Annotated in this window: 24 protein-coding genes, 1 other RNA gene and 1 pseudogene; 18 read left to right on the top strand and 8 right to left on the bottom strand. The window is 53.6% G+C overall.

The genetic code is table 11. From position 1 onward, the window contains the following. Positions 1–108 precede the first annotated feature (108 nt). Positions 109–423 (bottom strand): annotated as a pseudogene (locus BOW06_RS04465) (YraN family protein); the annotation flags it as partial. A 13-nt stretch (positions 424–436) separates the two neighbouring features. Beyond that, the gene (locus BOW06_RS04460) at positions 437–1,756 is read right to left on the bottom strand and encodes a penicillin-binding protein activator (RefSeq protein ID WP_078454461.1); all 1,320 of its coding nucleotides are present in this window, start codon (positions 1,754–1,756) and stop codon (positions 437–439) included. 54 nt (positions 1,757–1,810) lie between these two features. Here BOW06_RS04460 and rsmI point away from each other — a divergent pair, with 54 nt between their 5' ends. Then, positions 1,811–2,665 (top strand): 16S rRNA (cytidine(1402)-2'-O)-methyltransferase, encoded by an 855-nt coding sequence (gene rsmI, locus BOW06_RS04455; protein ID WP_043116011.1) that lies wholly within the window; start codon positions 1,811–1,813, stop codon positions 2,663–2,665. Positions 2,666–2,699: 34 nt separating this feature from the next. Here rsmI and BOW06_RS04450 read toward each other — a convergent pair whose 3' ends face one another. Continuing rightward, positions 2,700–3,131 (bottom strand): Hsp20/alpha crystallin family protein, encoded by a 432-nt coding sequence (locus BOW06_RS04450; RefSeq protein WP_043116010.1) that lies wholly within the window; start codon positions 3,129–3,131, stop codon positions 2,700–2,702. Between the two features lie 143 nt (positions 3,132–3,274). Here BOW06_RS04450 and rnpB point away from each other — a divergent pair. The 17 genes from rnpB to ftsZ all read left to right on the top strand — a co-directional run bounded on the left by rnpB (position 3,275) and on the right by ftsZ (position 21,509). Then, an RNA gene (rnpB, locus tag BOW06_RS04445) (RNase P RNA component class A) lies at positions 3,275–3,633 on the top strand. A gap of 243 nt (positions 3,634–3,876) precedes the next feature. Next, complete coding sequence (gene mraZ / locus BOW06_RS04440; protein WP_043116009.1) at positions 3,877–4,344, top strand: division/cell wall cluster transcriptional repressor MraZ; 468 nt, start codon at positions 3,877–3,879, stop codon at positions 4,342–4,344. A gap of 4 nt (positions 4,345–4,348) precedes the next feature. Then, complete coding sequence (rsmH, locus tag BOW06_RS04435; protein ID WP_043116008.1) at positions 4,349–5,281, top strand: 16S rRNA (cytosine(1402)-N(4))-methyltransferase RsmH; 933 nt, start codon at positions 4,349–4,351, stop codon at positions 5,279–5,281. Then, positions 5,278–5,541, top strand: coding sequence for a cell division protein FtsL (gene ftsL, locus BOW06_RS04430; protein ID WP_043116007.1), 264 nt, complete (start codon positions 5,278–5,280; stop codon positions 5,539–5,541). Before rsmH ends, ftsL begins: the two co-directional genes overlap by 4 nt. Next, positions 5,538–7,331, top strand: coding sequence for a peptidoglycan D,D-transpeptidase FtsI family protein (locus BOW06_RS04425; RefSeq protein WP_052132019.1), 1,794 nt, complete (start codon positions 5,538–5,540; stop codon positions 7,329–7,331). Before ftsL ends, BOW06_RS04425 begins: the two co-directional genes overlap by 4 nt. Beyond that, positions 7,331–8,851: a UDP-N-acetylmuramoyl-L-alanyl-D-glutamate--2,6-diaminopimelate ligase gene (locus BOW06_RS04420; RefSeq protein ID WP_230209788.1), complete on the top strand. Its 1,521-nt coding sequence runs from the start codon at positions 7,331–7,333 to the stop codon at positions 8,849–8,851. The genes BOW06_RS04425 and BOW06_RS04420 overlap by 1 nt, the downstream gene beginning before the upstream one ends. Further along, the gene (locus BOW06_RS04415; RefSeq protein ID WP_078452605.1) at positions 8,848–10,215 is read left to right on the top strand and encodes a UDP-N-acetylmuramoyl-tripeptide--D-alanyl-D-alanine ligase; all 1,368 of its coding nucleotides are present in this window, start codon (positions 8,848–8,850) and stop codon (positions 10,213–10,215) included. The genes BOW06_RS04420 and BOW06_RS04415 overlap by 4 nt, the downstream gene beginning before the upstream one ends. After that, entirely contained in the window at positions 10,215–11,294 is a 1,080-nt protein-coding gene (mraY, locus tag BOW06_RS04410) for a phospho-N-acetylmuramoyl-pentapeptide-transferase (protein ID WP_043116004.1), read from the top strand. The genes BOW06_RS04415 and mraY overlap by 1 nt, the downstream gene beginning before the upstream one ends. 22 nt (positions 11,295–11,316) lie before the next feature. Then, on the top strand, positions 11,317–12,669 hold the full coding sequence (murD, locus tag BOW06_RS04405; protein WP_078455141.1) for a UDP-N-acetylmuramoyl-L-alanine--D-glutamate ligase: 1,353 nt from the start codon (positions 11,317–11,319) through the stop codon (positions 12,667–12,669). Continuing rightward, a complete protein-coding gene (gene ftsW, locus BOW06_RS04400; RefSeq protein ID WP_052132017.1) occupies positions 12,669–13,856 on the top strand; it encodes a putative lipid II flippase FtsW in 1,188 nt (395 codons plus the stop codon). Before murD ends, ftsW begins: the two co-directional genes overlap by 1 nt. Continuing rightward, positions 13,838–14,908 (top strand): undecaprenyldiphospho-muramoylpentapeptide beta-N-acetylglucosaminyltransferase, encoded by a 1,071-nt coding sequence (murG, locus tag BOW06_RS04395; RefSeq protein WP_043116001.1) that lies wholly within the window; start codon positions 13,838–13,840, stop codon positions 14,906–14,908. Before ftsW ends, murG begins: the two co-directional genes overlap by 19 nt. Beyond that, positions 14,901–16,337, top strand: coding sequence for a UDP-N-acetylmuramate--L-alanine ligase (gene murC, locus BOW06_RS04390; RefSeq protein WP_143555787.1), 1,437 nt, complete (start codon positions 14,901–14,903; stop codon positions 16,335–16,337). The genes murG and murC overlap by 8 nt, the downstream gene beginning before the upstream one ends. Then, complete coding sequence (murB, locus tag BOW06_RS04385; RefSeq protein ID WP_078452603.1) at positions 16,334–17,212, top strand: UDP-N-acetylmuramate dehydrogenase; 879 nt, start codon at positions 16,334–16,336, stop codon at positions 17,210–17,212. Before murC ends, murB begins: the two co-directional genes overlap by 4 nt. Continuing rightward, positions 17,209–18,162, top strand: a complete 954-nt coding sequence (locus BOW06_RS04380; RefSeq protein ID WP_043115999.1) for a D-alanine--D-alanine ligase — start codon at positions 17,209–17,211, stop codon at positions 18,160–18,162. Before murB ends, BOW06_RS04380 begins: the two co-directional genes overlap by 4 nt. Then, positions 18,159–18,953, top strand: a complete 795-nt coding sequence (locus BOW06_RS04375) for a cell division protein FtsQ/DivIB (RefSeq protein WP_043115998.1) — start codon at positions 18,159–18,161, stop codon at positions 18,951–18,953. Before BOW06_RS04380 ends, BOW06_RS04375 begins: the two co-directional genes overlap by 4 nt. Then, on the top strand, positions 18,950–20,185 hold the full coding sequence (ftsA, locus tag BOW06_RS04370) for a cell division protein FtsA (protein ID WP_043115997.1): 1,236 nt from the start codon (positions 18,950–18,952) through the stop codon (positions 20,183–20,185). The genes BOW06_RS04375 and ftsA overlap by 4 nt, the downstream gene beginning before the upstream one ends. 73 nt (positions 20,186–20,258) lie before the next feature. After that, positions 20,259–21,509: a cell division protein FtsZ gene (gene ftsZ / locus BOW06_RS04365; RefSeq protein WP_043115995.1), complete on the top strand. Its 1,251-nt coding sequence runs from the start codon at positions 20,259–20,261 to the stop codon at positions 21,507–21,509. Between the two features lie 196 nt (positions 21,510–21,705). On the opposite strand, the gene moaE is transcribed toward ftsZ, so the two are convergent. The 5 genes from moaE to BOW06_RS04340 form a co-directional block, all read right to left on the bottom strand. Continuing rightward, positions 21,706–22,161 (bottom strand): molybdopterin synthase catalytic subunit MoaE, encoded by a 456-nt coding sequence (gene moaE / locus BOW06_RS04360; protein ID WP_043115994.1) that lies wholly within the window; start codon positions 22,159–22,161, stop codon positions 21,706–21,708. A gap of 2 nt (positions 22,162–22,163) precedes the next feature. Continuing rightward, the gene (gene moaD / locus BOW06_RS04355) at positions 22,164–22,409 is read right to left on the bottom strand and encodes a molybdopterin converting factor subunit 1 (protein ID WP_043115993.1); all 246 of its coding nucleotides are present in this window, start codon (positions 22,407–22,409) and stop codon (positions 22,164–22,166) included. Positions 22,410–22,602: 193 nt separating this feature from the next. Then, complete coding sequence (locus tag BOW06_RS04350; protein WP_179115154.1) at positions 22,603–24,681, bottom strand: LTA synthase family protein; 2,079 nt, start codon at positions 24,679–24,681, stop codon at positions 22,603–22,605. Positions 24,682–24,748: 67 nt separating this feature from the next. After that, positions 24,749–25,225, bottom strand: coding sequence for a cyclic pyranopterin monophosphate synthase MoaC (gene moaC, locus BOW06_RS04345; protein ID WP_043115991.1), 477 nt, complete (start codon positions 25,223–25,225; stop codon positions 24,749–24,751). Next, positions 25,222–26,484 (bottom strand): molybdopterin molybdotransferase MoeA, encoded by a 1,263-nt coding sequence (locus BOW06_RS04340; RefSeq protein WP_078454465.1) that lies wholly within the window; start codon positions 26,482–26,484, stop codon positions 25,222–25,224. The genes moaC and BOW06_RS04340 overlap by 4 nt, the downstream gene beginning before the upstream one ends. Between the last annotated feature and the right edge of the window lie 5 nt (positions 26,485–26,489).

Genomic DNA, 26,489 nt, shown 5'->3' with positions numbered 1-26,489 from the left:
ACTGAACAATCGTCCCCGAAAATGTCTTGGCATTAAAACGCCCAATCAAGTATTTTTCGGGATTAACCCATCCGTTGCACTAGTGAGTTGAATCCGCGTCCATTTGATTGGCCTCTTTTCTGAAATAGCGATCACGTCGAACCGGCATTCGGCATCGATCTGTGCAGATTGGAGGTAGCGTTGTGCAGTGAGAATAAGCTTGCGCTGTTTTCTGCTATCGACCGTCTCCTCGGGGAGCCCGAAACGGGTACTCTTCCGGTAGCGCACTTCAATAAATACCAGCGCCCCGGAATCCTGCATGATGAGATCGATTTCACCGCAGCGACAGCTGTAATTTTTCGTGACAAGAGATAGCCCCCGCTTTTGCAGGTAGTTCAGTGCCAGGTTTTCAGCTGTTGTTCCACTACTCCTTGTGGTTTGCATGGGCTGGCCCCGGCTAATGCACTGTGGGTGGCTGCACCTTGATCTGATCTTTGTCGTAATAGATCCAGGCAGGGTGGCGTCGGATGATGCCATCCTGGTCTGAGAACAGCAGACCGGTACTGCCTCTGATGGTCCTGTCAGGCGAAAGCTGCCAGCTGTTCAGGGCCAAAATCATGGCGTCTATACCCATCGCGTAGTAAGCAGCGTAATTGGAATCGAAACCTGGCATGGAGGCGATATCGTTCCATCCGGGTACGGCGCTGCTGATAATATCGCTTTGATAGCCGCTGGACTGGCTCGCACTGGCGGTCAGCATCGCCCAGTCGGGTTCGTTGCTTTGCGGTTGAATGGCAAGTGCCTCGGTGGCAGCGGTCTCGGCGTCCTGCGCAGTTGTATCGGCTTCACCTTGTGTTGCACTTGCAGGTTCGGGCCTCTCATCCGGGATGTTGATCGGCATGGCCGGCATCCAGGCGTTTCTGAGGTCTGCCGTATTGTGTGCGAACAGGCGGCGGTCGTAACCGCGTGCGCTGATATAGACAGGCAGGTCGAAATTGCCGTAGTAGAGCAGGAATGTTCTGAGTTCACGTGCTTTTGCGGGTTTGCCGACAACGTAGACAAAGTCACCACTGTTTTCGAGTACCGATTTGACTGCATCAGTGAGTCGCTCACGGTTGGTTTTTTTCTCCTGGCTGTCTGTTACTGTCTCGCCGGGAAGCGGGTATGCGGCAATTGTAGCGGTGACACCGCCAAGGCGTTCCCAGTGTTTGCTGAAGCCGGCAAGGTAGCGGCTGCCCCATGTTGTTTCCGGGTAGAGGATTGAGGCTGTGCGGTAGCCGTCGGCAAAGGCCTTGTTGGCGATTTGTCGGCCATCTTCATCCGGTGACAGGCCAAACTGGAAAACACCATAGGGAGATATGTCACTCACCTGGTTGAGGGTGATAACTGTTCTTGGCAGGCTGGTTGTCTCACGCATGACCTGGTCCACGTTCTCGCGTGAGAGAGGGCCGACCATGATGTCAGCACCGGTTGTTGTGGAGAGGAGTGCATCTGAAAGATCATTGCCCGAATCGATAAACTCAAGCATCGGGCGCTGTGAAGGCGATCGTCTGCTGTTGACCAGTTCCATGCCATTGCGTATCGCGGCCGAGACCCGTCCATACTTTCCGCTCATCGGCAGCATCACTGCAATCCTCGTAGAGGCATCGGGTGCAGATGTGGCAGCGGTGCGTAGAGGTGCATCTGTCCTGATGCCCCTGCCGCCGCAGGCAGAAAGTGTTGTGACGACTATGGTTGCTGCCAATAGCAGCTTGATCGGTGATAGCATGGGTTTCATATTATTTTGAATCGTACTCCTGTGAAGGATTCAGTATCGGAACTCGGAGCGGTGATGTCAACTGAACAAAAATCGGGCGTTCTCTATATCGTTGCCACGCCGATAGGAAATCTTGAAGATATTTCACGACGTGCAGTCAGGATTCTGTCTGAAGTTGATCTTGTCGCTGCCGAGGATACCCGTCACACGGGGCAACTGTTAAGTGCGTTGGGGATTCGCGCCGAGTTGCTTTCTGTGCATGAGCACAATGAAGAGAAACGTAGTGGTCAGTTGATCGACAAGCTCTCCTCGGGGCTTTCGGTTGCGTTGGTCAGTGATGCGGGAACGCCACTGATCAGTGATCCGGGCTTTGTCGTTGTGCGTGCGTGTCGAGAGGCGGGCGCGCGCGTGGTTCCGGTGCCCGGGCCAAGTGCCGTTATCACGGCGCTGAGCGTTTCCGGCTTACCTTCCGACCGCTTTCAGTTCGAGGGTTTTTTACCGCGCAACAGTTCAAAGCGTAGGTCGCGGCTCGAGGAGTTGATGAATCTGCCACACACACTGATCTTTTATGAATCATCTCACCGTTTGCGTGAATCACTCGAGGATTTCAGAACGGTTTTCGAGGCCAGCAGGCAGGTGGTGATAGCGAGAGAGCTGACCAAGCAGTATGAAACTCTTCTTAGTGGAACGTCGGGTGAGCTTCTCGAGATGCTTACAGACGATGCAAACCAGACGCGTGGCGAGATGGTGGTCCTGGTTGAGCCTGCACCGGAGGGTGGTGGTGAAGAGCTGGTCATCGGTGTCGACAAGCTGCTCAAAGCTGCACTGGATGAGTTACCACCAAGTCAGGCAGCAGCGATGGTGGCGCGCCTGACAGATTTGCGTAAAAAAGAGCTCTATCAGCGTGCCATGGAGATGAAAGAGCCCTGATCGCCTGCGCGATCAGGAATCCATTTGTTGTCGCTTAAGACTGTACCGAGATGCGGCGTGGCGACTGTGGTTCCTGCTTGGGGATCACTACTTCAAGTACGCCATCCTTGCTGGAGGCGCTGATGTGTTCGGCATCAACACCTTCTGGCAGTGCAAAACGGCGTGCGAATATGCCGTGAGAGCGTTCCACTCGCTTGAAGCCTTGTCCACTTTCAGTAGACTCGTGTTTACGCTCTCCCTTGATGGTAAGCACATTCTGATCCATGGAAAGCTCGATTTCATCTGCGCTGACGCCGGGAATGTCGGCGTGCAGAACGAAGCGATCATCCTCTTCCTTGATATCCACCGCAGGCGTCCAGTCACTGCCCTCGACACGACTGGTGTCATCGCCTCTTGAAGGCAGCTGGTTCAACTCCCTGTTCCACTGGTCAAGCAAACTCCAGGGGTCGCGTGTCATGATAGCCATAGTTTTATCTCCTCTGATAATTCAGATATTCAGTAAATTTCTGTTCCTGAAATAAATATAGGGCGGGGGTTTGCGGATTCAAGGGTGTGAGTGGCAAAAGTTGTTGGTTGCAACTTGCCACCGAAAGTAGTACCTTGCTCGCGAGAGTCGACCAGATGATCGCTGCCGCGCAAGCGGGAGAGGAAAGTCCGGGCTCCACAGGACAGGGTGCCAGGTAACGCCTGGGCGGAGAAATCCGACGGAAAGTGCCGCAGAAAAGATACCGCCTAAGCCCCTCGGGGCCGGTAAGGGTGAAATGGTGCGGTAAGGGCGCACCGCGCAACTGGCAACAGTTGTGGCATGGTAAACCCCACCCGGAGCAAGACCAAATAGGAAAGCGTGCACTTGTTGCAGTCTGTGGTCCGCAGGCGCTTTCGGGTAGGTCGCTCGAGGGATGTGGCGACGCATCCCCTAGATGAATGATTATCCACGACAGAACCCGGCTTATCGGTCGGCTCTCACCCCACTTTTTTTCGCCTTTGTTCTCTATTTGATCTACTTATCTTAATAATTCACTTTAAAAGCATTCTTTATGGAGATGTTTTAAGCGAGCTTTTTTAAAAACAGCGCATCAGCTGTAAGTGATTGTAAATTCAGTCTTTTTTTATCCATTGACCTTGACTCGACCGCTAATCCAACCTATTATTTAGGTGTATGTGGGGGAAAGTGGGGAAATAGGGGGAGAAATCCCTTAAAAGGGCTATTTATGTATTTTGGAACCAACCTCGTCAAGATGGATGCAAAGGGCCGGGTCGCGATACCAGCGCGACACCGCGATCGCTTGCGCGAGCGTTGCGGTTCCCGCGTCGCGGTGACGATTCACCCGACAGGCGGTTCCTGCCTGTGGATGTATCCATGGGACGAGTGGGAGACAACTGCCGAGATGATTGCATCCCTGCCGTCATTGAAACATGAAAATGCTGTCCTTAAACACATCCTCTTTACCAATCTCTTTGAACTTGAACTTGACGGGCAGGGCAGGATTCTGCTGCCGGCGTCACATCGTGTGCACGCTGGGCTGGATGCCAATGCCCAGGTCGGCATTGTCGGAATGGGCAAACGTTTCGAGATCTGGTCTGAAGCGGCGCTTGAGGAGCAAAACGCAGCCTGCCTGGAAGCTGCAAGACAGACGGACTCGGAAGTTTCTGACAGTCTGCAGCAGTTGATGCTCTAACCCTATGGAGAACGAACATGTTCCAGTGCTACTCAACGAGACACTGGAGGCGCTGTCGGTTAAGCCTGACGGCGTCTATATCGATGGGACTTTCGGGCGTGGAGGGCACAGTGCAAAAATTCTGGAACAGCTTGGAACGGACGGGCGCTTGATCGGGATTGACCGGGATGCCGCCGCTGTTGCCTGTGCGCAGCAGCGTTTTGGTGATGATCCTCGCTTCCAGATGTTCCATAAAGGTTTTGAAGCCTTGGCGGAAGTGGCTGCCGAAGCAGGAAAAACGGGCAAGGTTGACGGTATTTTGCTTGATCTTGGCGTTTCTTCGCCGCAATTAGACGAAGATGAGCGTGGATTTAGCTTCATGCGTGACGGGCCGCTCGATATGCGTATGGATCAGCGTGAGTCCATGACTGCGGCTGATTGGCTGGCAACTGCATCGCAGGAGGAGATTCGCGATGTATTGAGGCGTTACGGCGAAGAACGATTTGCCGGGCGCATCGCTACAGCGATAGTGACGCAGCGAGATGAACAGCCAATTGTTACGACCTTGCAGCTGGCACAGCTTGTTGAGGCGTCAGTACCGCGAAAGGAGAAGGGTAAGCATCCGGCGACACGTACCTTCCAGGCGTTGCGCATCAAGCTGAATCGTGAGCTCGAGCAGGTCGAATCAGCATTGCAACAATCACTGGAAGTGCTGAAGCCGGGTGGACGCCTGGTAGTGATCAGTTTCCACTCGCTGGAAGATCGCCTGGTTAAACGCTTTATGCGTTATCAGTCTACCGCGGATCACCTGCCGAAGGGATTGCCGGTATCAAGCGAGGGAATGCATGCGCCAATGCGCCTGGTTGGTAAGCCGGTGGCGCCCGGCGAAGAGGAGATTAACAGAAATCCGCGTGCACGCAGTTCGAGACTGCGTGTCGCCGAGAGGCTGGCGGCATGAAGTGGCTGGTGCTGAGCACTTTGATCGTGGCCGTGGTGTGGTCCGGCCTCGCACTGGTCGAGACGCAGCAGCAGCGCCGTGAGTTGTTTGCTGAAAAAGAGTCGCTGCGTGTGCAGCTCGATGAATTACAGATTACATGGGGCAAGCTGCAGCTCGAACTGGCGACATTCGCCGGGTATGTACGAATTGAAGAGCTGGCACGTGAAAAGCTTTCGATGCATATGCCTTCTATAGAACAGATACAGGTGCTTGAGCCTTGAAGAAGCGCGTTAAAAACCAGGAATCTGCTGCAAGCCGCCTGCGCAAGAGTAAGGCCAGGCAAGCTGCTGCCTTGCCGGTACCTGCTTATGATATGCGTCGCCGTTTTATGCTGTTCGTTATTTTCCTCGTCGCGAGTGTGCTGGTGGCAGGTGCCTGGTATCAACAGGTGAGCCGAACAGATTTTCTGCAAAAGCATGGTGATCGTCAGAACCTCAGGAAAGTACCTGTTTCTGCCGAGCGCGGGCGCATTTTTGATCGCAATGGCGAGGTACTGGCAGTGAGTACGCCTGTTGACTCCATATGGGCTGACCCCAGTTGCATCAAACAGGATAGTCAGACAGTTCGTACCCTGGCTTCCGCACTCAAGCAGGACCCGGATGCATTGCGTCAGCGCCTGGCTCTCTACAGCAACAAGCGCTTTGTCTATCTCAAGCGCTGGCTTAAGCCGCAGGACGCAGCGCACGTACTCAGCGTTGCTGATGAGTCAGGAATTCGTTGCGTCAACATCAAGCGTGAGTATCGTCGTTACTATCCGTCTGGCGAGGTGTTTGCCCACGTTGTCGGTTTTGCCGGGCGTGATGACAGTGGGCAGGAGGGTATCGAGCTACTCTACGAGGAGGCGTTGCGGCCGCACAGTGGGGAGCAGTTGGTACGTCGGGATGCCAGGCGACAGCTGTTTGATGTCCTGCAAAGTATCAAGGATGCAAAATCGGGAGAGGATGTCACGCTCAGCCTCGACAGGCGTTTGCAGTATTTCGCCTACAGGGCGCTGAAGAACGCAGTTAGCAAGCACAAGGCAAATTCAGCATCGCTGGTGTTACTGGATGTGACCACCGGTGAAGTACTGGCGATGGTCAACCAGCCATCGTTTAATCCCAATGCAAATCGCAGCAACCGTGGTGGACGTCTGCGTAACCGTGCCGTCGTTGATACGTTTGAGCCAGGCTCGACCATGAAACCAATCACGGTTTCATCGGCAATGCAGTTGGGTGTTGTCGATGCAAAATCAAGAATAAAAACAACTCGTAAGGGGCTGCTCAAGGTCGGGTCGAACACAATTAAGGATCCGAAAACCTATGGCGAGCTCGACCTCGCCGGCGTGTTGCGCAAGTCAAGTAATGTTGGTGCGGCAACCATCGCCCTGCAGATGAAGAGCGAAGAGTACTGGCGCATGCTCGATTCATTTGGATTTGGTCTCTCTACCGGCGTCGGCTTTCCCGGTGAGAGTAGTGGTCATCTACCTAACTACAGCCGCTGGGCAGAGATCGAAAAAGCGACTCTCGCTTTCGGTTACGGACTGTCGGTATCTGCGTTGCAACTGGCACAGGCCTATAGCGTGATTGCTGCCGATGGCATCAAGCGCCCGGTGACCTTGCTGAAAAGCTCGCAGCCGCTGGACCAGCAGCGCATTCTGGATCATGACATTGCGCGTGATGTTCGCGAGATGATGGAGGCGGTCGTCTCAACAGAGGGGACAGCGCCGCTTGCCGCAATCGCCGGTTACCGTGTTGCCGGTAAGACGGGTACTGTGAAAAAAGTCGGCAAGGATGGTTATACCGATAAGCGCTATCGTGCGCTATTTGCCGGTATTGCTCCCGCATCAAATCCGAGGCTCGTGCTGGTGACGGTTTTCGAAGAGCCAAAAGGTGATGTGTATTACGGCGGACAGGTCGCAGGGCCTGTTTTTGCCGATGTCATGGGGCACGCGCTGCAGTTGATGAATATCGCTCCCGACAGTGATGTGCCACGCCCTCCACTGCATCTGACAGCGATGGGGGGCACGCAATGATGGCTGCCGACAAACGCAAGCAGATGATAATCCTGGATAGCCTGCTCACCGGTATCGTTACGCTACCGCAGGAGGTGGCGCAGTTGGCAGTCACCTCTGTAACCCAGGATAGCCGCGAGGTTAAACCGGGTTCGTTGTTTATTGCGCGTGCTGGTCTGCGCTCTCATGGTCTCGATTATCTCGACACAGTGGTGTCGCAGGGTGCAATTGCTGTAGTGGCCGAAATTGATGAGCGTTGGAACGCAGAGCGTATTGAAGGTGCGTCGTCTGTCATTCCTGTTGTCGCGCTTGAAGAGCTGACGCAGGCGGCTGGTGTGATTGCAGCCAGGTTTTATGGCGACCCTTCAGCGAAGCTTGATCTTGTCGGTATTACCGGAACCAATGGAAAAACCAGTTGTGCCTGGATGCTTGCACATGCGTTGAACCTGCAAAGCCATGCTTGCATGATCGGGACCATTGGCAACGGCACACCGGGAGAGTTGTCATCGGCAACCCATACCACGCCTGATGCGGTGACCCTGCAGGGGCTTCTGGCAGAGATGCATGATACGGGGTGCTCTTCCGTCGCCATGGAAGTTTCGTCACATGCGATGACGCAGGGAAGAGTTGCCGGTGCCCGTTTTGATGTTGCCGTATTTACCAATCTCAGTCGTGACCATCTTGATTACCACGGCAGCATGGAGGCCTATGGCGATGCCAAGGCGCGGCTGTTCAGGATGCCGGGGCTGAAAGCGGCGGTCATCAATTTCGATGATGACTATGCTGAAACAATCTCCTCTGTCCTGGATGACGGTGTGAAGTTAATTCCTGTTTCATCAAGGGGTGAGATGCATGCGCTCGAATCGGGCCTTGCGGCAGAAAAAATAGAAACCACGGCGGCCGGCCTGGCATTTGACCTGCACTACATGGGTGATGTGGAGAGAATGCATACAGGTCTGTTCGGGCGTTTCAATGTTGATAACCTGCTGTTGTCAGCAGGTGCGCTGATTTCACTGGGGCACTCTCTCAAGCAGGCGATCTTTCTACTCTCGCAGGTGCAGCCCGTACCTGGTCGCATGCAACTGCTGACCAGGGAGAATGCGGCAACGGTTGTTGTCGATTATGCACATACCCCGGATGCACTTGAGAAGGCGCTGGATGCGTGTCGCGAGCATACACAGGGTGACCTCTGGTGTGTATTTGGATGCGGTGGTGACCGTGATCAGGGCAAGCGTGCAGAGATGGGGCGCGTTGCGAATTCTCTTGCCGACCGCCTCGTCATTACAAGTGACAACCCGCGTTCCGAGGAGCCGCAGTTGATCGTTGATCAGATTCTTGAGGGTGTTGCTGATCAGGCAAAGAGCCAAATCGAACTTGATCGGGCGCAGGCAATTGCTCTTGCCCTTCAGCAGGCATCTGCGGATGACCTTGTCCTGATCGCAGGTAAGGGACACGAGGAGTACCAGATTATCGGTGACCGACGCACCCATTTCAGTGATGTCGAGGTGGCCAGGCGCTGTTTCGAGGAGATGAGTGCATGATCAGTTTCAGCACCAGCGAAGCAGCAAGAATTTTAGACGGCAGGCTGATCGGCTCGGACGTGGTTTTTGACCGTGTCGGTAGCGACAGTCGTGCAGTTGAAAGTAATTCGCTGTTTGTTGCGATTTCCGGTGAGCGCTTCGATGGCCATGAATATGTAGGACAGGCGGCTGCAGATGGCGCAGTTGCCGCCCTGGTTGATCACCCGCTGGAAGACGGTATTGCACAGATAGTGGTTGATGATGTGCTTCATGCCTTTGGTGAACTCGCTTCTGCATGGCGACAGAAATCCGATGCACGCGTGATTGGTCTCACCGGTAGTAACGGCAAGACCACTGTCAAGGAGATGATCTCTGCGATTCTGGATCAGAAAGCTGATGTCCTGATGACCCGGGGTAATCTGAATAACGATATCGGGGTTCCGTTGACGCTCACCCGTCTGCAGGATGAAGCCTGGGCCGTGATTGAGATGGGTGCAAATCATCGTGGTGAAATCCGTTACCTCACTCATCTTGTAAAACCGGATATTGCCCTGCTGAATAATGCCGGGCGTGCTCACCTCGAGGGTTTTGGTTCTCTGCAGGGGGTTGCCGAGTCCAAGGCGGAGATCATCGAGGGGCTAGGTGATGACGGTGTATTCGTTTGTCATGGTGATTCCGAATGGCTGTCCATGTGGCGCAGCCTGGCGGGTGATCACAAGCTGGTGACATTTGGCGTCTCTGAACATGTTGATGTACGCCTGCTTGAGGAGTCGATTCGCTCCGAGTGGGATGAGAAGGGTTTTTCCCAGTCATTCGAATGCGTGCTTGAGGGAAAACAACTGAGCCTGACTATTCCCCTTGCAGGTCGTCACAACTGTATGAATGCAGTTGCTGCTGTTGCTGTTGCGCACGAGGCTGGAGTTGCTATGCAAGACATGGCAACTGCGCTGGCAGGGCTGAAGCCTGTCCCCGGACGTCTCATGCCGCTCTTTTCCGAACGCTGTCGTGTGTTCGATGACACCTATAACGCAAATCCGGACTCAGTCACCGCCGCGATCACAGTTCTCAAAGAACTGCCCGGGCGTTCAGTGCTTGTATTGGGGGATCTTGCCGAACTTGGTGAGGGCGCTGAACAGCAACATGCAAATCTTGGCGTGGTTGCACGTGAAGCAGGAATTGATCTGCTGCTGACGTTTGGTGAACTGAGTCGTCATGCAGCGGACGCTTTTGGCGAGAATGCATATGCAGCTGCATCACTTGATGAAATGCAGCAGTTTCTGAATGAAAAACTGATTCAAGGCGACACTGTTCTGGTCAAGGGATCGAGGGCCTCGGCGATGGAGCGGGTTGTCCAACTATTAATGGACGCAGGGGTGCAAAACTGATGCTGATTCTTCTTGCCAATTACCTGGCTCAGTTTGACAGCAGCTTTGCAGTCGTTGGCTATATCACCTTACGCGCCATTCTGAGTGTGCTGACGGCCCTGATTTTCTCATTCGTTGCTGGCCCGGCAATTATTCGCAAGCTGGCAACCTACAAGGGACAGCCGGTACGTGACGATGGCCCGGAGAGCCATTTCAGCAAGGCGGGTACACCAACCATGGGTGGTGTCATGATCCTTGCCGGAGTTGCTGTGGCGACACTCTTGTGGGGAGACCTCGGCAACCGCTATGTCGTGATCGCACTACTGACCACCATGGGATTCGGCATCATCGGCTTTATTGATGATTACAAAAAAATCGTCAAGCAGGACCCCAAGGGGCTGGCATCCAGACACAAGTATCTGTGGCAGTCGATTCTGGGTATCGGTGCAGCTACTGCCCTCTACATGACGTCAACAGCTCCGCAAGAGACGCAGTTCCTGATCCCGATATTCAAGGATGCCGTGTTTGATATGGGGCTTTTTTACATTGTCATGAGTTATTTCGTCATCGTCGGTTCATCCAACGCGGTGAACCTGACCGATGGGCTAGATGGTCTGGCGATTATGCCGACTGTGCTGGTCGCCGGTGGGCTTGCCGTTTTCGCCTACCTGTCGGGACATAGCAACTTTTCTGAATATCTGCACATGCCTTACCTCCCCGGGGTTGGCGAGTTGGTGATTTTCTGTTCGGCACTGATTGGTGCAGGTCTTGGTTTTTTGTGGTTCAACACCTACCCGGCAAAGGTGTTCATGGGTGATGTCGGTGCGCTTGCAATTGGTGCGGCACTCGGCGTGGTCGCAGTTTCGGTGAGGCAGGAGGTCGTGCTGGTCATTATGGGAGGGCTTTTCGTCGTCGAGACGCTCTCGGTGATGCTGCAGGTGTGGTCATTCAAGACACGTGGCAAACGTATCTTCCGCATGGCGCCACTGCATCACCACTATGAACTCAAGGGATGGGCAGAGCCAACCATCATCGTGCGTTTCTGGATCATCAGTCTGATCCTGGTGCTGGTTGGATTGGCAACATTGAAAATTCGTTAATGGCAGAGATGTGAACACAGCAATGGCAATAACAGAGGACAAGATGGAGGCACCCCGCACGCTGGTCGTTGGACTGGGCGTGACCGGTCTCTCCTGTGTCCGTTTTCTGTGTGCACAGGGCGTGTCAGTTGAGGCGTGTGACAGTCGGGGTATTCCCCCCGGCCTGGCGCAACTGCAGAGTGATTACCCCGAGGTTGTTGTTGTGACAGGTGCCTTCAATCCAGAGCAGTTCGCACGTGCTGAACGCCTGGTTGTGAGCCCTGGCGTGCCATTGGCTGAAGCTGCGATTCAGGATGCAATAGAAGCAGGTGTCGAGGTTATCGGTGACATCGAGCTTTTCATTCGTGAAGCAGCAGCGCCGATCATCGCGATTACCGGATCCAACGGCAAAAGCACTGTCACCACCCTGCTTGGTGAAATGGCGAAAGCCGCTGGTAAAGCTGTCGCAGTTGGCGGCAACCTGGGTATCCCGGTTCTGGATCTGCTTGATGAGACGGCTGAGCTCTATGTGCTGGAGTTGTCGAGTTTTCAGCTTGAGCTGGTTCACTCTTTGCGAGCCGAGGCTGCTGTTGTGCTGAATCTTTCGGCTGATCACATGGACCGTTATGACAGCTATGCCGATTACGTCGCTGCAAAAGCTGTTGTCTACGCCAATGCGAAGCACGCAGTCGTCAACCGTGATGATGCAGATGCAGCGGCACTGGCTGAGACAGAAAAGAGTGTCGGCTTTACCACGGCCGAACCCTCAGACGGCGATTTCGGTTTGCGCTCGATCAATGGTGAAAGCTGGTTGTGCCATGGTGATGAAGCACTGTTACCGGTTTCCGGACTGAGGATTGTCGGACAGCACAACGTTGCCAATGTGCTTGCGGCTCTTGCGCTGGGACATGCTTCTGGCCTGCCGATGCAGGCGATGCTGGATGCAGCTGTGGAGTTTCACGGTCTGCCACATCGCACCCAGTTTGTTGCCGAAAAAAATGGTGTCAGTTGGTACAACGACTCCAAGGGCACCAATGTCGGTGCCGTGGTATCGGCTCTGCAGGGGCTTGATCACAATGATACGAGTCGTACCGTGTTAATCGCCGGAGGTGATTGCAAGGGCGCGTCATTTAACGAACTTGCAGAAGTTGCACCCACCTATATACGTACGCTTGTGCTGATAGGGCGTGATGCGCAGCAGATCGCTGACGCATTGCCGGCACAGGTCCATATTCAATATGCAGGAGACATGGCCGAGGCCGTGGCGGCAGCATCTGCCGCTGCACTTCCGGGTGACCGCGTGCTGCTCTCTCCTGCTTGCGCCAGTTTCGATATGTATAAAAACTATATCGAACGTGGTGAAGTCTTCATGGCTGAAGTGGGGAGGTTGTTGTAATGATTGCTGTCGCTCAGATCATTCAACAGCGCTTCAAGGAGCCTCTGGCACTGGATTACCAGCTGCTGGGGGCTGCTTTGACCCTACTCTTTGCGGGCCTGGTTTTTGTTACATCAGCGACATTTCATCGTAGCGAGGCGGCGCCCTGGTTTTATGCCCAGCGCCACATGATTGCTATTTTTATTGGTCTCGGTGCGAGCCTGGTTACCCTGGCGATACCAATGCGGGAGTGGGAGCGCTGGAGCCCATGGCTGTATGCCGTTGGATTGTTATTGCTGGTTATGGTGCTGATACCAGGTGTTGGGCGTGAAGCCAATGGTGCGCGACGCTGGATCCCGATGGGGCCTTTCAACCTGCAGAGCAGTGAGTTCATGAAACTCTTCATGATGATGTTTCTTGCAGGCTACCTGCACAGGCGCGAGAGCGAGGTGGCAAGAAAGGTGTGGGGTTTTATCAAGCCGATCATCCTTATCATCATGGCCTCGGTGCTGATCCTGCTGCAGCCGGACCTTGGAACCACCTTTGTTCTGATGATGACTGCTCTCGGCATGTTGTGGCTGGCAGGTGTTCCTTTGTGGCAGTTCAGCATCATTCTCGCGATGGCTGCTGCTGCCGTGGTGGCACTGATTGTATTCGAGCCGTTCCGCTGGGAGCGTATCAAGGCATTTATCGATCCGTTTGCTGATCCACTTGATTCCGGCTACCAGCTGTCCAATGCGTTGATCGCATTCGGGCGTGGCGAATGGTTTGGTGTCGGTATCGGAAACGGTATACAGAAACTCTTCTACCTGCCAGAGGCGCACAATGACTTTCTGCTTGCGGTGATTGGTGAAGAGCTCGGCATGATGGGTACAGTTGCCGTGATCGCTTTGTTTACCTTTATTGCATGGCGTGCGATTCGTATCGCCGTTCTGGCCGAGAAGGCGGGTAATCGATTCTCTGTCTATGTTGCCTATGGTTGTGGCCTGTGGATCGGTCTACAGGGCTTTATCAATATTGCGGTCAATCTCGGCATGATGCCGACCAAGGGATTGACGCTGCCACTAATGAGTTACGGCGGTAACAGTATCATCGTTGCCTGCCTGGTCATCGCGATTCTACAGCGTATCCACATGGAAGTGAGTGGCATCGTTGCAGCACAAAAACCGGTCAAGAAGGAGGGTGCGTTATGGCGCAGATTCTCGTAATGGCCGGTGGTACAGGCGGGCACGTTTTTCCCGCACTTGCGGCTGCAAAAGAGCTGATCGCAAGGGGGCACAAGGTGACATGGCTGGGCTCGAAAGAGAGTTTCGAATCACGCCTTGTACCTACAGAGGGTATTGAGATCGATACCATCGACATCAAGGGGCTGCGTGGTAATGGGATCAAGCGTCTGCTGCTTGCGCCGTTGCAACTGAGCCGTGCGCTGTTGCAGGCATCACGTGTATTGAAACACCGCACTCCTGATCTTGTTATCGGCATGGGTGGTTTTGCCGCTGCTCCTGGCGGTGTGGCTGCACGCCTGATGGGGATTCCCCTGCTGATTCATGAGCAGAACGCAATTCCCGGATTGACCAACAGGCTGCTTTCGAAAATTGCATCACGTGTGTGCCAGGCTTTTCCGGGCGCCTTCGAGGGCGACAAGGTAGTACTGACCGGCAATCCTGTACGCCCGGAAATCACGACTTTGGCAGAGCCACAGAAACGGTATGACGCACGCGAGGGCAAATTGCAGCTGCTTGTCGTTGGTGGGTCACTTGGCGCTGCAGCACTCAACAAAACCGTACCTGCTGCATTGGCACTGATTGATGCTGACAAGCGGCCCGTGGTTCGCCACCAGGCCGGTCGCAACAAGGATGCTGCTGCTGCTGAGAGTTATCGCAGCGCAGGTGTTGATGCCAGCGTTAGCGCATTTATTGATGATATGGCGGAAGCATTCGCATGGGCCGACCTGGTGATTTGCCGTTCCGGTGCGCTCACCGTATCTGAGCTTGCCGCAGCTGGTGTGGCGGCCTGCCTGGTTCCCTATCCGTACGCTGTTGATGATCACCAGACAGCGAATGGAAGTTACCTGGCGGATGCAGGCGCTGCCGAGCTGATACAGGAGCGCGACCTTGATGCACATCTGCTGGCGAACTTTATTGTCGCCAGTGACAGGGCAAAGCTGAAGAAGATGGCTGTGATAGCCAGGCAGCTTGCCAAACCGGATGCAACGTCACGGGTTGCAACTCTTTGCGAGGAGGCTTTAGGGCATGGCTGATAATCCAGTAATGAATGGACGCACAGCAGAAGCGATGCAGTCACGCGTCAAGCATCTCTACTTTGTCGGTATCGGTGGATCCGGTATGAACGGTATTGCGCAGGTAATGCTCAACCTGGGTTACAAAGTGTCCGGTTCTGATATCGCCGAGAATGTCCCTGTCAGGCAGCTGCGAGACATGGGCGCGACCATCTATATCGGTCATGCCGCTGAACAGATCGAGGGTTGTGATGCGGTTGTCGTATCAAGTGCCATCAAGCAGGATAATCCTGAGCTGGTCGCCGCAAAGGCGCAGCGCATTCCTGTTGTACCACGTGCAGAAATGCTCGCTGAGTTAATGCGCTTTCGTTACGGTATCGCTGTCGCCGGTACACATGGAAAAACCACCACTACCAGCCTGGTGGCAAGTATTCTTGCTGAGGGTAATCTTGATCCGACATTCGTGATCGGCGGAAAACTGAACTCGGCAGGTGCCAATGCGCAGCTGGGTGAAAGCCAGTACCTGGTTGCCGAAGCGGATGAGAGTGATGCCTCTTTTCTCTACCTGCAGCCGATGATTTCGATCGTCACCAATATCGATGCTGATCACATGGGCACATATGGTGGCGATTTTGACCAGCTGCGCCAAACCTTTATCGAGTTTCTTCACCACTTGCCATTCTATGGTCTTGCGGTGATGTGCATCGATGATGATGAAGTGCGCCAGCTGCTGCCGAAAATTACCAGTCCTGTTCTTACCTATGGTGCAGCGGATGATGCAGATGTACGCGTTGTCGATATGGTTCAGGAAGGGATGAAAACAAACTTTACAGTTGAACGTGCTGACCGCGAACAACTGCAGGTCTCCCTGAATATGCCGGGTGAGCACAATGTGTTGAATGCACTGGCTGCAATTGCAGTTGCGACAGAGCTCGGTGTTGATGATGAAAGTATCCAGCTTGCATTGACACGTTTTGAAGGTATCGGTCGCCGTTTTCAGATCAGTAACGTGGCATGGCGCGATGGAGAAGTTCTGGTGGTAGACGATTACGGCCATCATCCGCGTGAGCTTGCCGCAACCTTGACTGCAGCTCGTGAAGGCTGGCCGGAGCATCGAATCGTGCTTGCCTTTCAGCCGCATCGCTATTCACGTACACAGGAACAGTTTGATGATTTTGTCGCGGTGCTCTCTTCAACAGATGTGCTGTTGCTCGGTGAGGTTTATGCGGCTGGCGAAACGCCAATACCCGGTGCCGACGGACGTTCACTGACACGTGCCATTCGTCAGCGCGGTGAACTGGAGCCCATCTTTGTTGAGCAGGTTGATGAGTTCTCTGACCGGATTGCAGCGATCATTGAACCGGGTGACCTGATACTGGTCATGGGTGCGGGTGATATCGGCAAGGTTGCAGCCAGTCTGCCTGCGGACCTTGAGGAGTGTGGCAAATGAAGCTGCGTGGCGAACTTCAGGAGAATGTGTCAATGGGTGACTTCTGTAGCTGGCGCACCGGTGGTGAAGCCAAGCGCCTCTATCGTCCCGAAGATGCAGAAGATCTTGCGCTGTTTCTCTCGGGCCTGCCTGAGAATGAACCACTCTTGTGGGTCGGACTCGGCAGTAACCTGCTGGTACGTGACGGAGGCTTTAACGGTACCGTGATCGTAACCAAGAACAGGCTTCTCGAAATGCGATTCATGGAGAACGGCATATTACGTGCAGAGGCGGGAGTTACCTGTGCCAAGATCGCGCGTATCTGTGCCCGTGAAGGCTTTACCGGATTGGAATTTTTTGCAGGCATTCCGGGTACGGTTGGCGGTGCGCTGGCAATGAATGCAGGCGCTTTCGGCAGTGAGACCTGGGAGCATGTCGAAGCTGTCGAAACCATTGACCGACAAGGGCAAATTCATCGTCGTTCGCCAGATGAGTACCGCGTTGCGTATCGCCATGTTGAAGGAAAGGAGGGGGAGTGGTTTCTGGCTGCAGAATTCCGCTTGGAGAATGGCGATGTTGATGAAGCGCAGGAGAAGATTCGTGCCTTGCTGGATAAGCGCTCGGCTACACAGCCGACTAACCAGGCAACTTGTGGTTCGACTTTTCGAAATCCCGATAATGATTATGCTGCACGACTGATTGAAGAGGCGGGCCTCAAGGGATTTGCCATCGGTGGTGCCATGGTCTCGGAAAAACATGCAAATTTCATCGTTAACCAGGGTGACGCAACGGCCGCTGATATTGAACAGTTGATTGCGCACGTGCAGACAACGGTTGAGGAACTGAATGGTATTCAACTGGTTCCTGAAGTCCATGTTGTGGGAGATCCATCATGAGCCAGATTAGTGCAGAACAGAAACAGGCACTCGGAAAAGTTGCCGTATTGATGGGTGGTACGGCTGCAGAACGTGAGGTGTCACTGGTCAGTGGTGCTGCAGTTCTTGCCGGGCTGCAACACAAGGGTGTTGATGCGCATGGTATTGATGTCACGGGGCCGGAGAGCTTGTCACAACTGATCGATGGTGGTTTTGATCGGGTTTTTATCGTCCTCCACGGCCGTGGAGGTGAGGATGGCGCCATGCAGGGTGCGCTGGAGATTCTCGCATTGCCATATACGGGAAGTGGGGTACTCGGTTCTGCGATTGGAATGGATAAGTTCCGTACCAAGCTGTTGTGGAATGCGATTGGCTTACCGACACCTGCCTATCGCATGGTACGCAAGGCAGCAGACCTGGATGCAGTTGCCGAGCTGGGTTTTCCCCTGATGGTCAAGCCTGCCCAGGAGGGCTCAAGTATCGGTATGGCGAAGGTTACCTCGGCAGACCAGTTACGTGGAGCCTGGGAGGCAGCAGCAAAATATGACGCCAATGTACTGGTTGAGCAATGGATAACTGGCAGTGAGTACACGGCGGCCGTTGTTGGTGATGAGGCAATGCCTGTGATTCGCCTTGAAACCGATAGTGATTTCTATGACTACGAAGCGAAGTACGAGTCGGATGAAACACGTTACCTGATTCCCTCCGGTCTCTCTGATGAGAAGGAGAGAGAGGCACAGAAGCTGGCCCTCGAGGCCTACAGTGCAGTCGGGGCAAGTGGCTGGGGACGTGTTGACCTGATGATGGATGAGTCGGGAAATTTCTGGCTTCTCGAAGTGAACACTGTGCCGGGCATGACAAGCCATAGCCTTGTACCGATGGCAGCACAGGCGAGAGGAATCGATTTTGACTCTCTGGTTGTGCGCATTCTTGAGCAGACACTCGAAGATGACAGCGAGGTGAATGCATGACCGCGACGCGTAATCGCAAGGTGTCACGCAAAGTCAAAGCGCCGCCTCGCAAGCCGATCGAGTGGCGTCGTCACCTGCGCGTTGCGCTGATTGTTTTTTGTGTGCCGGTCATCGCGTTTGCAGCCCTGTTCGTCTACCAGGCAGTTGCCGAACGTATGCAGTTGCCGATTACCGAAGTGATTGTAGATGCACCAGGCAAACAACTCGACAGCGATGCAATCAAGCAGGCGGTCGCTCCGGCAATTGCCGATGGTTTCCTGGCCGTGGATGTTCACGAGGTACAGCAGCGCGTTCTCGAGGTGCCCTGGATTGCGGAAGCGAGTGTGCGTCGTATCTGGCCCGGAACATTGGTCATACGGGTTGAACAGCATCGTCCGAAATTACGCTGGGGTGCGACAAAGCTGATTAGCCTCAAGGGCGTGCTTTACGAGCCGCCGGATATGCTTGATTACATGCACCTGGCGCGACTTAACGGTGATGACGCCTACCACACGCTGGTGTTTCAGAAATACCAGCAACTGGGTAAGAGATTTAAATCATTCGGTGAGATCGAATCACTCAGCCGAAGCAGCAGGGGAGGCTGGAGCATGATCCTTGATAGTGGCCTGGCTATCGTGCTTGGCAGCAGCGAGGTTGATGCCCGCATCGATCGTACCCTGAGATTTATGCGTCACTTCAGCGATCAACTGGCATCGCTGAGCCGAATTGATGCACGTTATTCAAATGGAGTGGCTGTGGAGCTCGACTTGCAGGATTACGAACAGAATATTTCAGAGGAAACTACATCATGAGCAAACGTGGCGACAGCAAGCTGATTGTTGGTCTTGATATAGGAACTTCCAAGATCGTCGCCCTTGTTGGTGAGATTCGCGACGATGATGAGATCGAGATCATCGGTATCGGCACGCACCCGTCTAGCGGGTTGAAAAAAGGCGTTGTCGTAAATATCGAGTCAACCGTCAGTTCTATTCAGCGTGCCGTGGAAGAGGCCGAGTTGATGGCGGGTTGTGAAATTCACTCCGTCTATGCAGGCATTGCCGGTAGTCACGTCAAGAGCCTTAACTCACACGGTGCGGTTGCAATCAAGGATGGCGAGGTGACCCGCAGCGATGTCGATCGCGTTATCGATGCGGCACAGGCAGTTGCCATCCCGGCTGATCAGAAGATGCTTCATATCCTGCCGCAGGAATTCATTATCGATGACCAGGAGGGAGTGAGTCAGCCTGTCGGAATGTCGGGTGTGCGTCTTGAGACGCGTGTGCACATGGTTACCGGAGCGGTCAGTGCTGCGCAAAATATTGAAAAGTGTGTCAGGCGTTGTGGTCTTGAAGTCGACGACCTGATTCTTGAGCAGCTCGCTTCCAGTTACTCGGTCCTTTCGGATGACGAGAAGGAGCTGGGGGTATGCCTGGTGGATATCGGTGGGGGTACGACAGATATCGCGGTGTTTACCGAGGGTGCGATCCGTCACACGGCGGTGATTCCAATCGCGGGCGACCAGGTGACCAATGACATAGCAGTTGCATTGCGTACACCGATGCCAAACGCCGAGGCAATAAAGATGCGTTATGGCTGCGCACTGAGACAGTTGGCGACAGCTGACGAAACCATCGAGGTTCCGAGTATCGGTGATCGTCCACCGAGACGTCTTTCCCGTCAAACGCTGGCAGAGGTTATCGAGCCACGTTACGAGGAACTGATTCAGCTGATCCAGGTAGAGCTGCGTCGCAGTGGTTTTGAGCCACGACTTGCTGGCGGAATCGTTATGACAGGCGGCAGTTCCAAGGTTGAAGGACTTGTGGATCTGGCCGAAGAGATTTTTCACATGCCGGTACGACTGGGTATACCCCAGCATGTTACTGGCATGTCTGAAGTGGTGAGCAATCCTATTCACGCTACTGGCGTTGGATTGCTCTTGTTCGGGCACCGGGAGGAGGCAGCGCGCATCAAGGATGCGCCTTCACCATCGGGTGCAAAAGGTATCTGGGATCGTATGAGAAGCTGGTTCCAGGGTAATTTTTGATGCAGGTGTGGAGAGATCGGAAAGCGTTTTCCGGTACATCATCAGGCATCGTTAACGGGCGTGGAGAGAAAATATGTTTGAGATAGTAGATAGTTACTCGCAAGAGGCAGAGATCAAGGTAATTGGCGTAGGTGGCGGTGGCGGTAACGCCGTGTCACACATGCTGCAGGCAAACCTTGAAGGTGTTGATTTTATCTGTGCCAACACTGATGTGCAGGCACTCAATAAAAGTGGCGTTGCGACACAATTGCCGATTGGTACCAGCCTGACCAAGGGTCTCGGAGCCGGTGCAAATCCGCAGGTTGGACACCAGGCTGCACTCGAAGACAAGGAGCGTATCAAGGAATTGCTGCACGGTGCGGACATGGTCTTTATCACTGCAGGTATGGGTGGTGGAACCGGAACCGGAGCGGCACCAGTCGTTGCCGAGGTCGCACGTGACATGGGCATCCTGACAGTTGCCGTGGTTACCAAGCCTTTCGGTTTTGAAGGCAAAAAGCGCATGAATATTGCTGAGGCAGGCATTGAGGAGTTGCGCAAGCATGTCGATTCACTGATCACCATCCCGAATGAGAAGCTGCGTGAAGTGCTGGGTTCCAACATGTCACTACTGGATGCATTCAACTCTGCAAATGACGTACTGCTCAATGCTGTACAAGGTATTGCCGAGTTGATTACCAAGCCTGGCTTGATCAACGTGGACTTTGCAGACGTTAGAACCGTAATGTCGGAGATGGGTATTGCGATGATGGGCAGTGGTGCTGCATCCGGTGAGGACCGTGCACGTGATGCTGCAGAAATTGCCCTGCAAAGCCCGCTCCTCGAGGATATCGACCTCGCAGGTGCAAAGGGTGTGCTGGTTAATATTACCGCAGGACTCGATCTGTCAATTGGTGAGTTCGACGAGGTTGGTGTGACCGTTAAGGATTATGCAGATGAAGATGCGACTGTTGTTGTTGGTACTGTCATCGATCCGGACATGCAGGACGAACTGCGTGTAACAGTGGTTGCTACAGGTCTCGGTGGTCAGACCAAGGGCGCACACAAACCAGTTCTGAAAACGATTGAAGTGCCCACTGAACAGAGAGTGCCACAGAGAGCTGTGGGGTCTGATCTTGAAGCCGGAGCTGATGCTGTTGCCGGTAATGCGTCGGGTAGTACGCCTGCAGAGGGAAGCAGTCCGTATGCGGGCCTTGATGAGCCGACAGTAATTCGCCGACAAAATGAGGCGCAGAGTCGCCCGGTAGATGCGCAGGATGCACTCGATCAGAATGATATGGATTACCTGGATATCCCGGCTTTTCTGAGGCGCCAGGCGGACTGACAAATGTTACATTCGTAAGAATGTACGTTGATGCAAACAGCATGCTCTCCACACGCTGATTTGCATGAGGGTTTTGTGCCCTCTGTATGAAACGCCCGTGGGAGGTCGCTGGTGCGCTAGCTAGCGTGTCAGCGGCCTGACCTCAGGAGTCACTGACTTCGGCGGGATGAATCTCTACCGGGCCAGGTATGGCCAGTCACTTCCAGCGCTCTGCCGCATCTGAGTCTGTCTCCCTCGCATCCACCCAGCGGCTACCCGATGCAGTCTCCTCCTTTTTCCAGAAAGGCGCTTGTGTCTTCAAGTAATCCATGATGAATTCACATGCAGAAAATGCATCACCACGATGGGCACTGGCAGTAGTAACAAAAACGATCTGGTCACCAGGCAGCAGTTTGCCGACACGGTGAATGACCATTGCATCGATCAGTTGCCAGCGTTCAATCGCCTGCTCAAGAATCTCCTGAAGGGATTTTTCCGTCATGCCGGGGTAGTGTTCAAGCGTCATTGAAGAGACTTTGTCGCTGAGATTGAGATCGCGAACAAGCCCGGTAAATGTCGCGACGGCTCCTATCTCGGTGCGTGATTGTTGAAAATGGCGTATTTCAGCGCCAATATCAAAATCCTCATGCTGTATACGAACGGAGCCCGGCATCTTCAGCCACCTGTGACAGGGGGAAAGAAAGCAATCTCATCACCATCTGCTGGTTGGGAGTCGAGCGACCCCATGGTGTGATTGAGTGCCACCATCAGCTTACCGTCCGATAGTGTCGACTGCCATGGCTCGCCACGTTGCTTAAGCATTTCAACAAGGTCTCGCACTGTATCGAAACCACTATCGAGTTCCTCTTCGCGGCATCCCAGTTCTTCTGCGAGCCGGGCAAAGTAGCAAATTCTGATCATCTCGTCTCCATTACCTGTCTCGTGGTGGAGGAAGCTTTCACCACTGTAGTTGGGCTGAGCTGGAGGGATTGGAATCGAACGCTTCTCTCCGCTCAGTGTGACCGATGTTATCGCAGCACAGGGTTTCTTGCCAGTTGAACGAATTCAAGAGACACCAATACCTGGTCAGTTCGGGGTTGTTTCGCATGGCGGCCTACCGGCTGACTGAAGCGGTGGTATCAGACGTTGAATTTGCCTGCTCAACCGGAATATAGCGCTTCTCTTTTGCGAGCCTTGCCGAGGTCTCATAAAGAGAGAGGTACTCATGCCTGAGCCGTTCGACGACATCGGGATGGGTATCAGAAATGTCATCCTCGATGATTTCATCATTGCGAATCTCGAATAGTTGGATTTCATCTCCGGTTGCTGCAAAAGGTGAATAGCGCAAGGCGTAGTTGCCTTTGAGGTAGAGGCTGTCGTAGCGGTTGCTGCTGATGGCACCGGCATCTGGCAGCGTTTCCTGTAACAGGCTGTTTCCCATGCCGCTGTATATGTGATTGCCATCCAGCAACTGCAGTATGGTCGGAATGATATCTACCTGGCTTGCATAGTGCCCGGGGTGTGGCTGCCAATGGTCTTTCATCACTTCGAGACGCGGGTTGTAAATAATCAGTGGCACCCTGATACGTTCCATCATGCCCTCATCATAAAGTACGCTGGTGTGATCAGCCACGATAACAAACAGGGTCTCTTCAAAAGCGGTGCGATTTCCCCTGAGGGTCTTGAACAGAGACTCGATACTTTGATCCAGATAGTGGAAGGCATTTGCTTTTTTGTTCTTGAAAGGCCTCTCGGCATCTTCCGGGATTTGCCATGGTGAATGCGTCGTGGTGGTGAGCAGGTGAGCTGTATATGGTGTGTCGACAGCGGCAAGGAAGTCGGCAGCCTCTTGTAAAAAGAAACCGTCAAATATGCCCAGTCCGTTGCTGAACTCAGGCATCACCTCTTCGCCTCCCAGGCGTACTTGAAAATCGAGGTAATCGAGTGACTTGTAGCCCTGGTTGCTCATAAAACTGCTGAATAGTTCACGCCGGTTGTGGAAGGCATGCATGGAGAAGTGTTGGTAGTGATCAGTTCCCAGCAGGTGGGGAAGGGAGGCGAAATAACCGTTGATCTCCACTGGCAGGAAATATTTCCAGTTCTGGTTAAAGAAGGCTTTGTGTACACCGGTGGCGGTAGAAAACACAGCACCGTCGGTAGCGTTGAAGCTCTGCACCATGTTATCAAAGTAGAGTCCTTTTTGGCTGAGCTGGTTCATGAAGGGAGTCATTTCCCTGCCCTCCTTACGGCGTCCGATGACCGACTGGCTCAATCCCTCGACCTGGATAATAATCACGTTCTTCAGTCCAGGCTCAAGTCGTTGTTTCAGCGTGTGCATGAGTGGATAGGTTTCATTGCTGCTGTCATTTCCCAGCAATATTTTTCCTGTCTTCAGTGCTTCCTCGCGATCAAGCAGTTCGGTCTTGTCTGATGACATGCCGGTAAAGGTTGCGGGTACATAAAAGCGCAGAAAATCATGGAACGGATTAACCACGGCCTGGTTGGTCTGGTAGCCATCAAAGCGCATATAGAGCTGGCTGGTTGTCGGAAATGGAATCCAGCCAAGCGTCCAGTGTTTTTTTACCTTGTTATCAACTGCGTCAAGATTGGAGATTGAGAAAAACAGGATTAGCATGATGCCACGACCGAGGTGACGGCGCGGTTTCCACAGGTCGAGTTTCATACCCGGCAACTGACGTGTGGCTCTATAGGAAAAATAGAACACCATTACGGTAAGAAGCAGGCTCGTGGTGATGAGCGCCGGGTGGAGTTGGATAAATGGAAGGATGGCGATCAGGACTTCATCTGGACTGGTGATGTTGGCGAGAAGCATCTCCCATAAGTGCTGATCACGTTCCATAAAGAAAAGTATGTTGGATAAGCCCAGGATGATGTGAATCAGGGTTAGTGTGATCAGTGTTAAAACAAAGGCGCGCAAGCGGAAATGACGTGTCAGGAGAAAGACAAGCGTCATGAGCGCGAGCTCGATTGCGACAAGTGCTGTATCCAGTCGCATGCCATACAGGGTAATCAGTAATACGTCGTCACTTGATGTGCCGGGTGAAAAATAGTGGATAAAAGCTATGCGGTAGAGCAGGTAAATTATCAGCGTGGTGAACAGGAATACAATAGAGGCAATCGCAGCCGGCTTCATGATACGTGGCTGGGTGGGGTTGTCCTGATTAGTGTCCATAGAGTGCTCCATAGATGAAAAGGTGGTTGTCCTGTTAATTACGCTGGTGTTGTTGTCAGTCAGTTTTTTACTTGCGTTTCCAGTGACCGCTCTTTCCACCCTTCTTCTCAAGCAGGGCGATCTCACCAATGACCATGCCTCGGTCAACGGCCTTGCACATGTCGTAGATTGTCAGGGCAGCGACCGATGCTGCGGTCAGTGCCTCCATTTCGACACCCGTGGGGCCAACTGTTTTACAGGTAGCAAGTATATGTACCGAGTTGTCGGTTTCATCCGTAGTCAGTTCAACAGTGACAGATGATAGTTGCAGTGGGTGGCACAGGGGGATCAGTTCCCAACAGCGCTTGGCTGCTTGTATGCCTGCGATGCGAGCGGTTGCGAGTACGTCACCTTTCTTATGGTTGCCTTCGATGATCAGCTTCAGTGTTTCCGGCAGCATGCTGACCTGACCGCTGACTCTTGCCTCTCGTACTGTTGCCTGCTTGGCCGAGACATCGACCATGACGGCATCACCCTTATCATTTATATGTGTCAATTTGCTCATGACATAAGTCCGCTGAATGGATAGAAGACGACTCTATCGCCTGTAGTGACGGTTTTATGTTCCCGAACCTCGACGAAGCCGTGCGCCCATGAAGTCGAGGAGAGTACGCCTGAGCCCTGGTTCGGGTAAAGTATCGCGCTTTGGCGTCCTTGTGCATCTGTCTGCAGCTGTGCACGCACGAATTCACGACGTGAACCCGATTTTTTCCAGTCGAAACCGGCGCTGACCTGGTACGAAACAGGCATCACATCTTCACGTTGCTGCATGGTCAGCAGGAAGGGGCGTGCCAACAGGCAGAAAGTGGAGAAGACAGAGACCGGGTTTCCGGGTAGACCGATAACCGGTGTATCGTCGACCTGGCCAAACACGACCGGTTTTCCCGGTTTGATGGCGACGCGCCAGAAATCGATTTTGCCGAGAGACTCGAGGGCTGCACGGACATGATCCTCTTCACCGACCGAGACACCACCGCTGGTAATAATGCAATCAGCCTCCGAGGCAGCCTGCTTGAAGGTTTCTATGGTAGCTTCAAGCGTATCCTCAGTAATGCCGAGGCTCACCAGTTCGCAGCCACATGCGCTGAGCAGCGCATTGAGTACAGACTGGTTTGAGTTGTAGATTTGGCCTGGCTCAAGCGGCTTGCCCGGTTGCACCAGTTCACTGCCGGTAAAGAATGTAGCGACACGCACGCGCCTGTAGACCTCGATTTCACCGATACCAACCGAGGCAGCAAGTCCGATATCCTGTGGCAGCAGTCTGCGACCTTTATTTAATATGGTCTCATTACGGGTAATGTCTTCACCCCTGCTGCGAACATTCTGGCCTGTCCTGATCTCGCCGCAGAAGGAGACGCTGCCATCCTCACCTATTGATGCGTTCTCCTGCATCACCACTGCATCAGCATTTGCGGGAATGAAAGCGCCCGTAAAGATACGTGCGGCGGTACCTGCTTCAAGAGGGTCGGGAGAGATGCCCGCCGGAATGCGTTGAGAGATTCTCAATGGCTCTCCCTTGTAGTCTGCGTTGGCAATGGCATAACCGTCCATGGCACTGTTGTCTGCCGGTGGCACATCGATTCCTGACACTAGGTCGACTGCAAGAATGCGGCCGGCCGCATCATGCAGTGGCACTGTTTCTGTATCGCTTATTCCTGGTGCTGCACACAGCAGGGCATCGAGTGCTGATTCCAGAGGTTGTAATTTTTCTCTGGAGTTATCACAATCACAACTGTTGTTCAGATCACGGGTGCTTGTTGTCATATTGA

The organism is Solemya velum gill symbiont, from assembly GCF_002020255.1.
GTDB lineage: Bacteria > Pseudomonadota > Gammaproteobacteria > Chromatiales > Chromatiaceae.
Note: the sequence above shows the minus strand (reverse complement) of the source record. Positions and strands in the feature narration are given on the sequence as shown.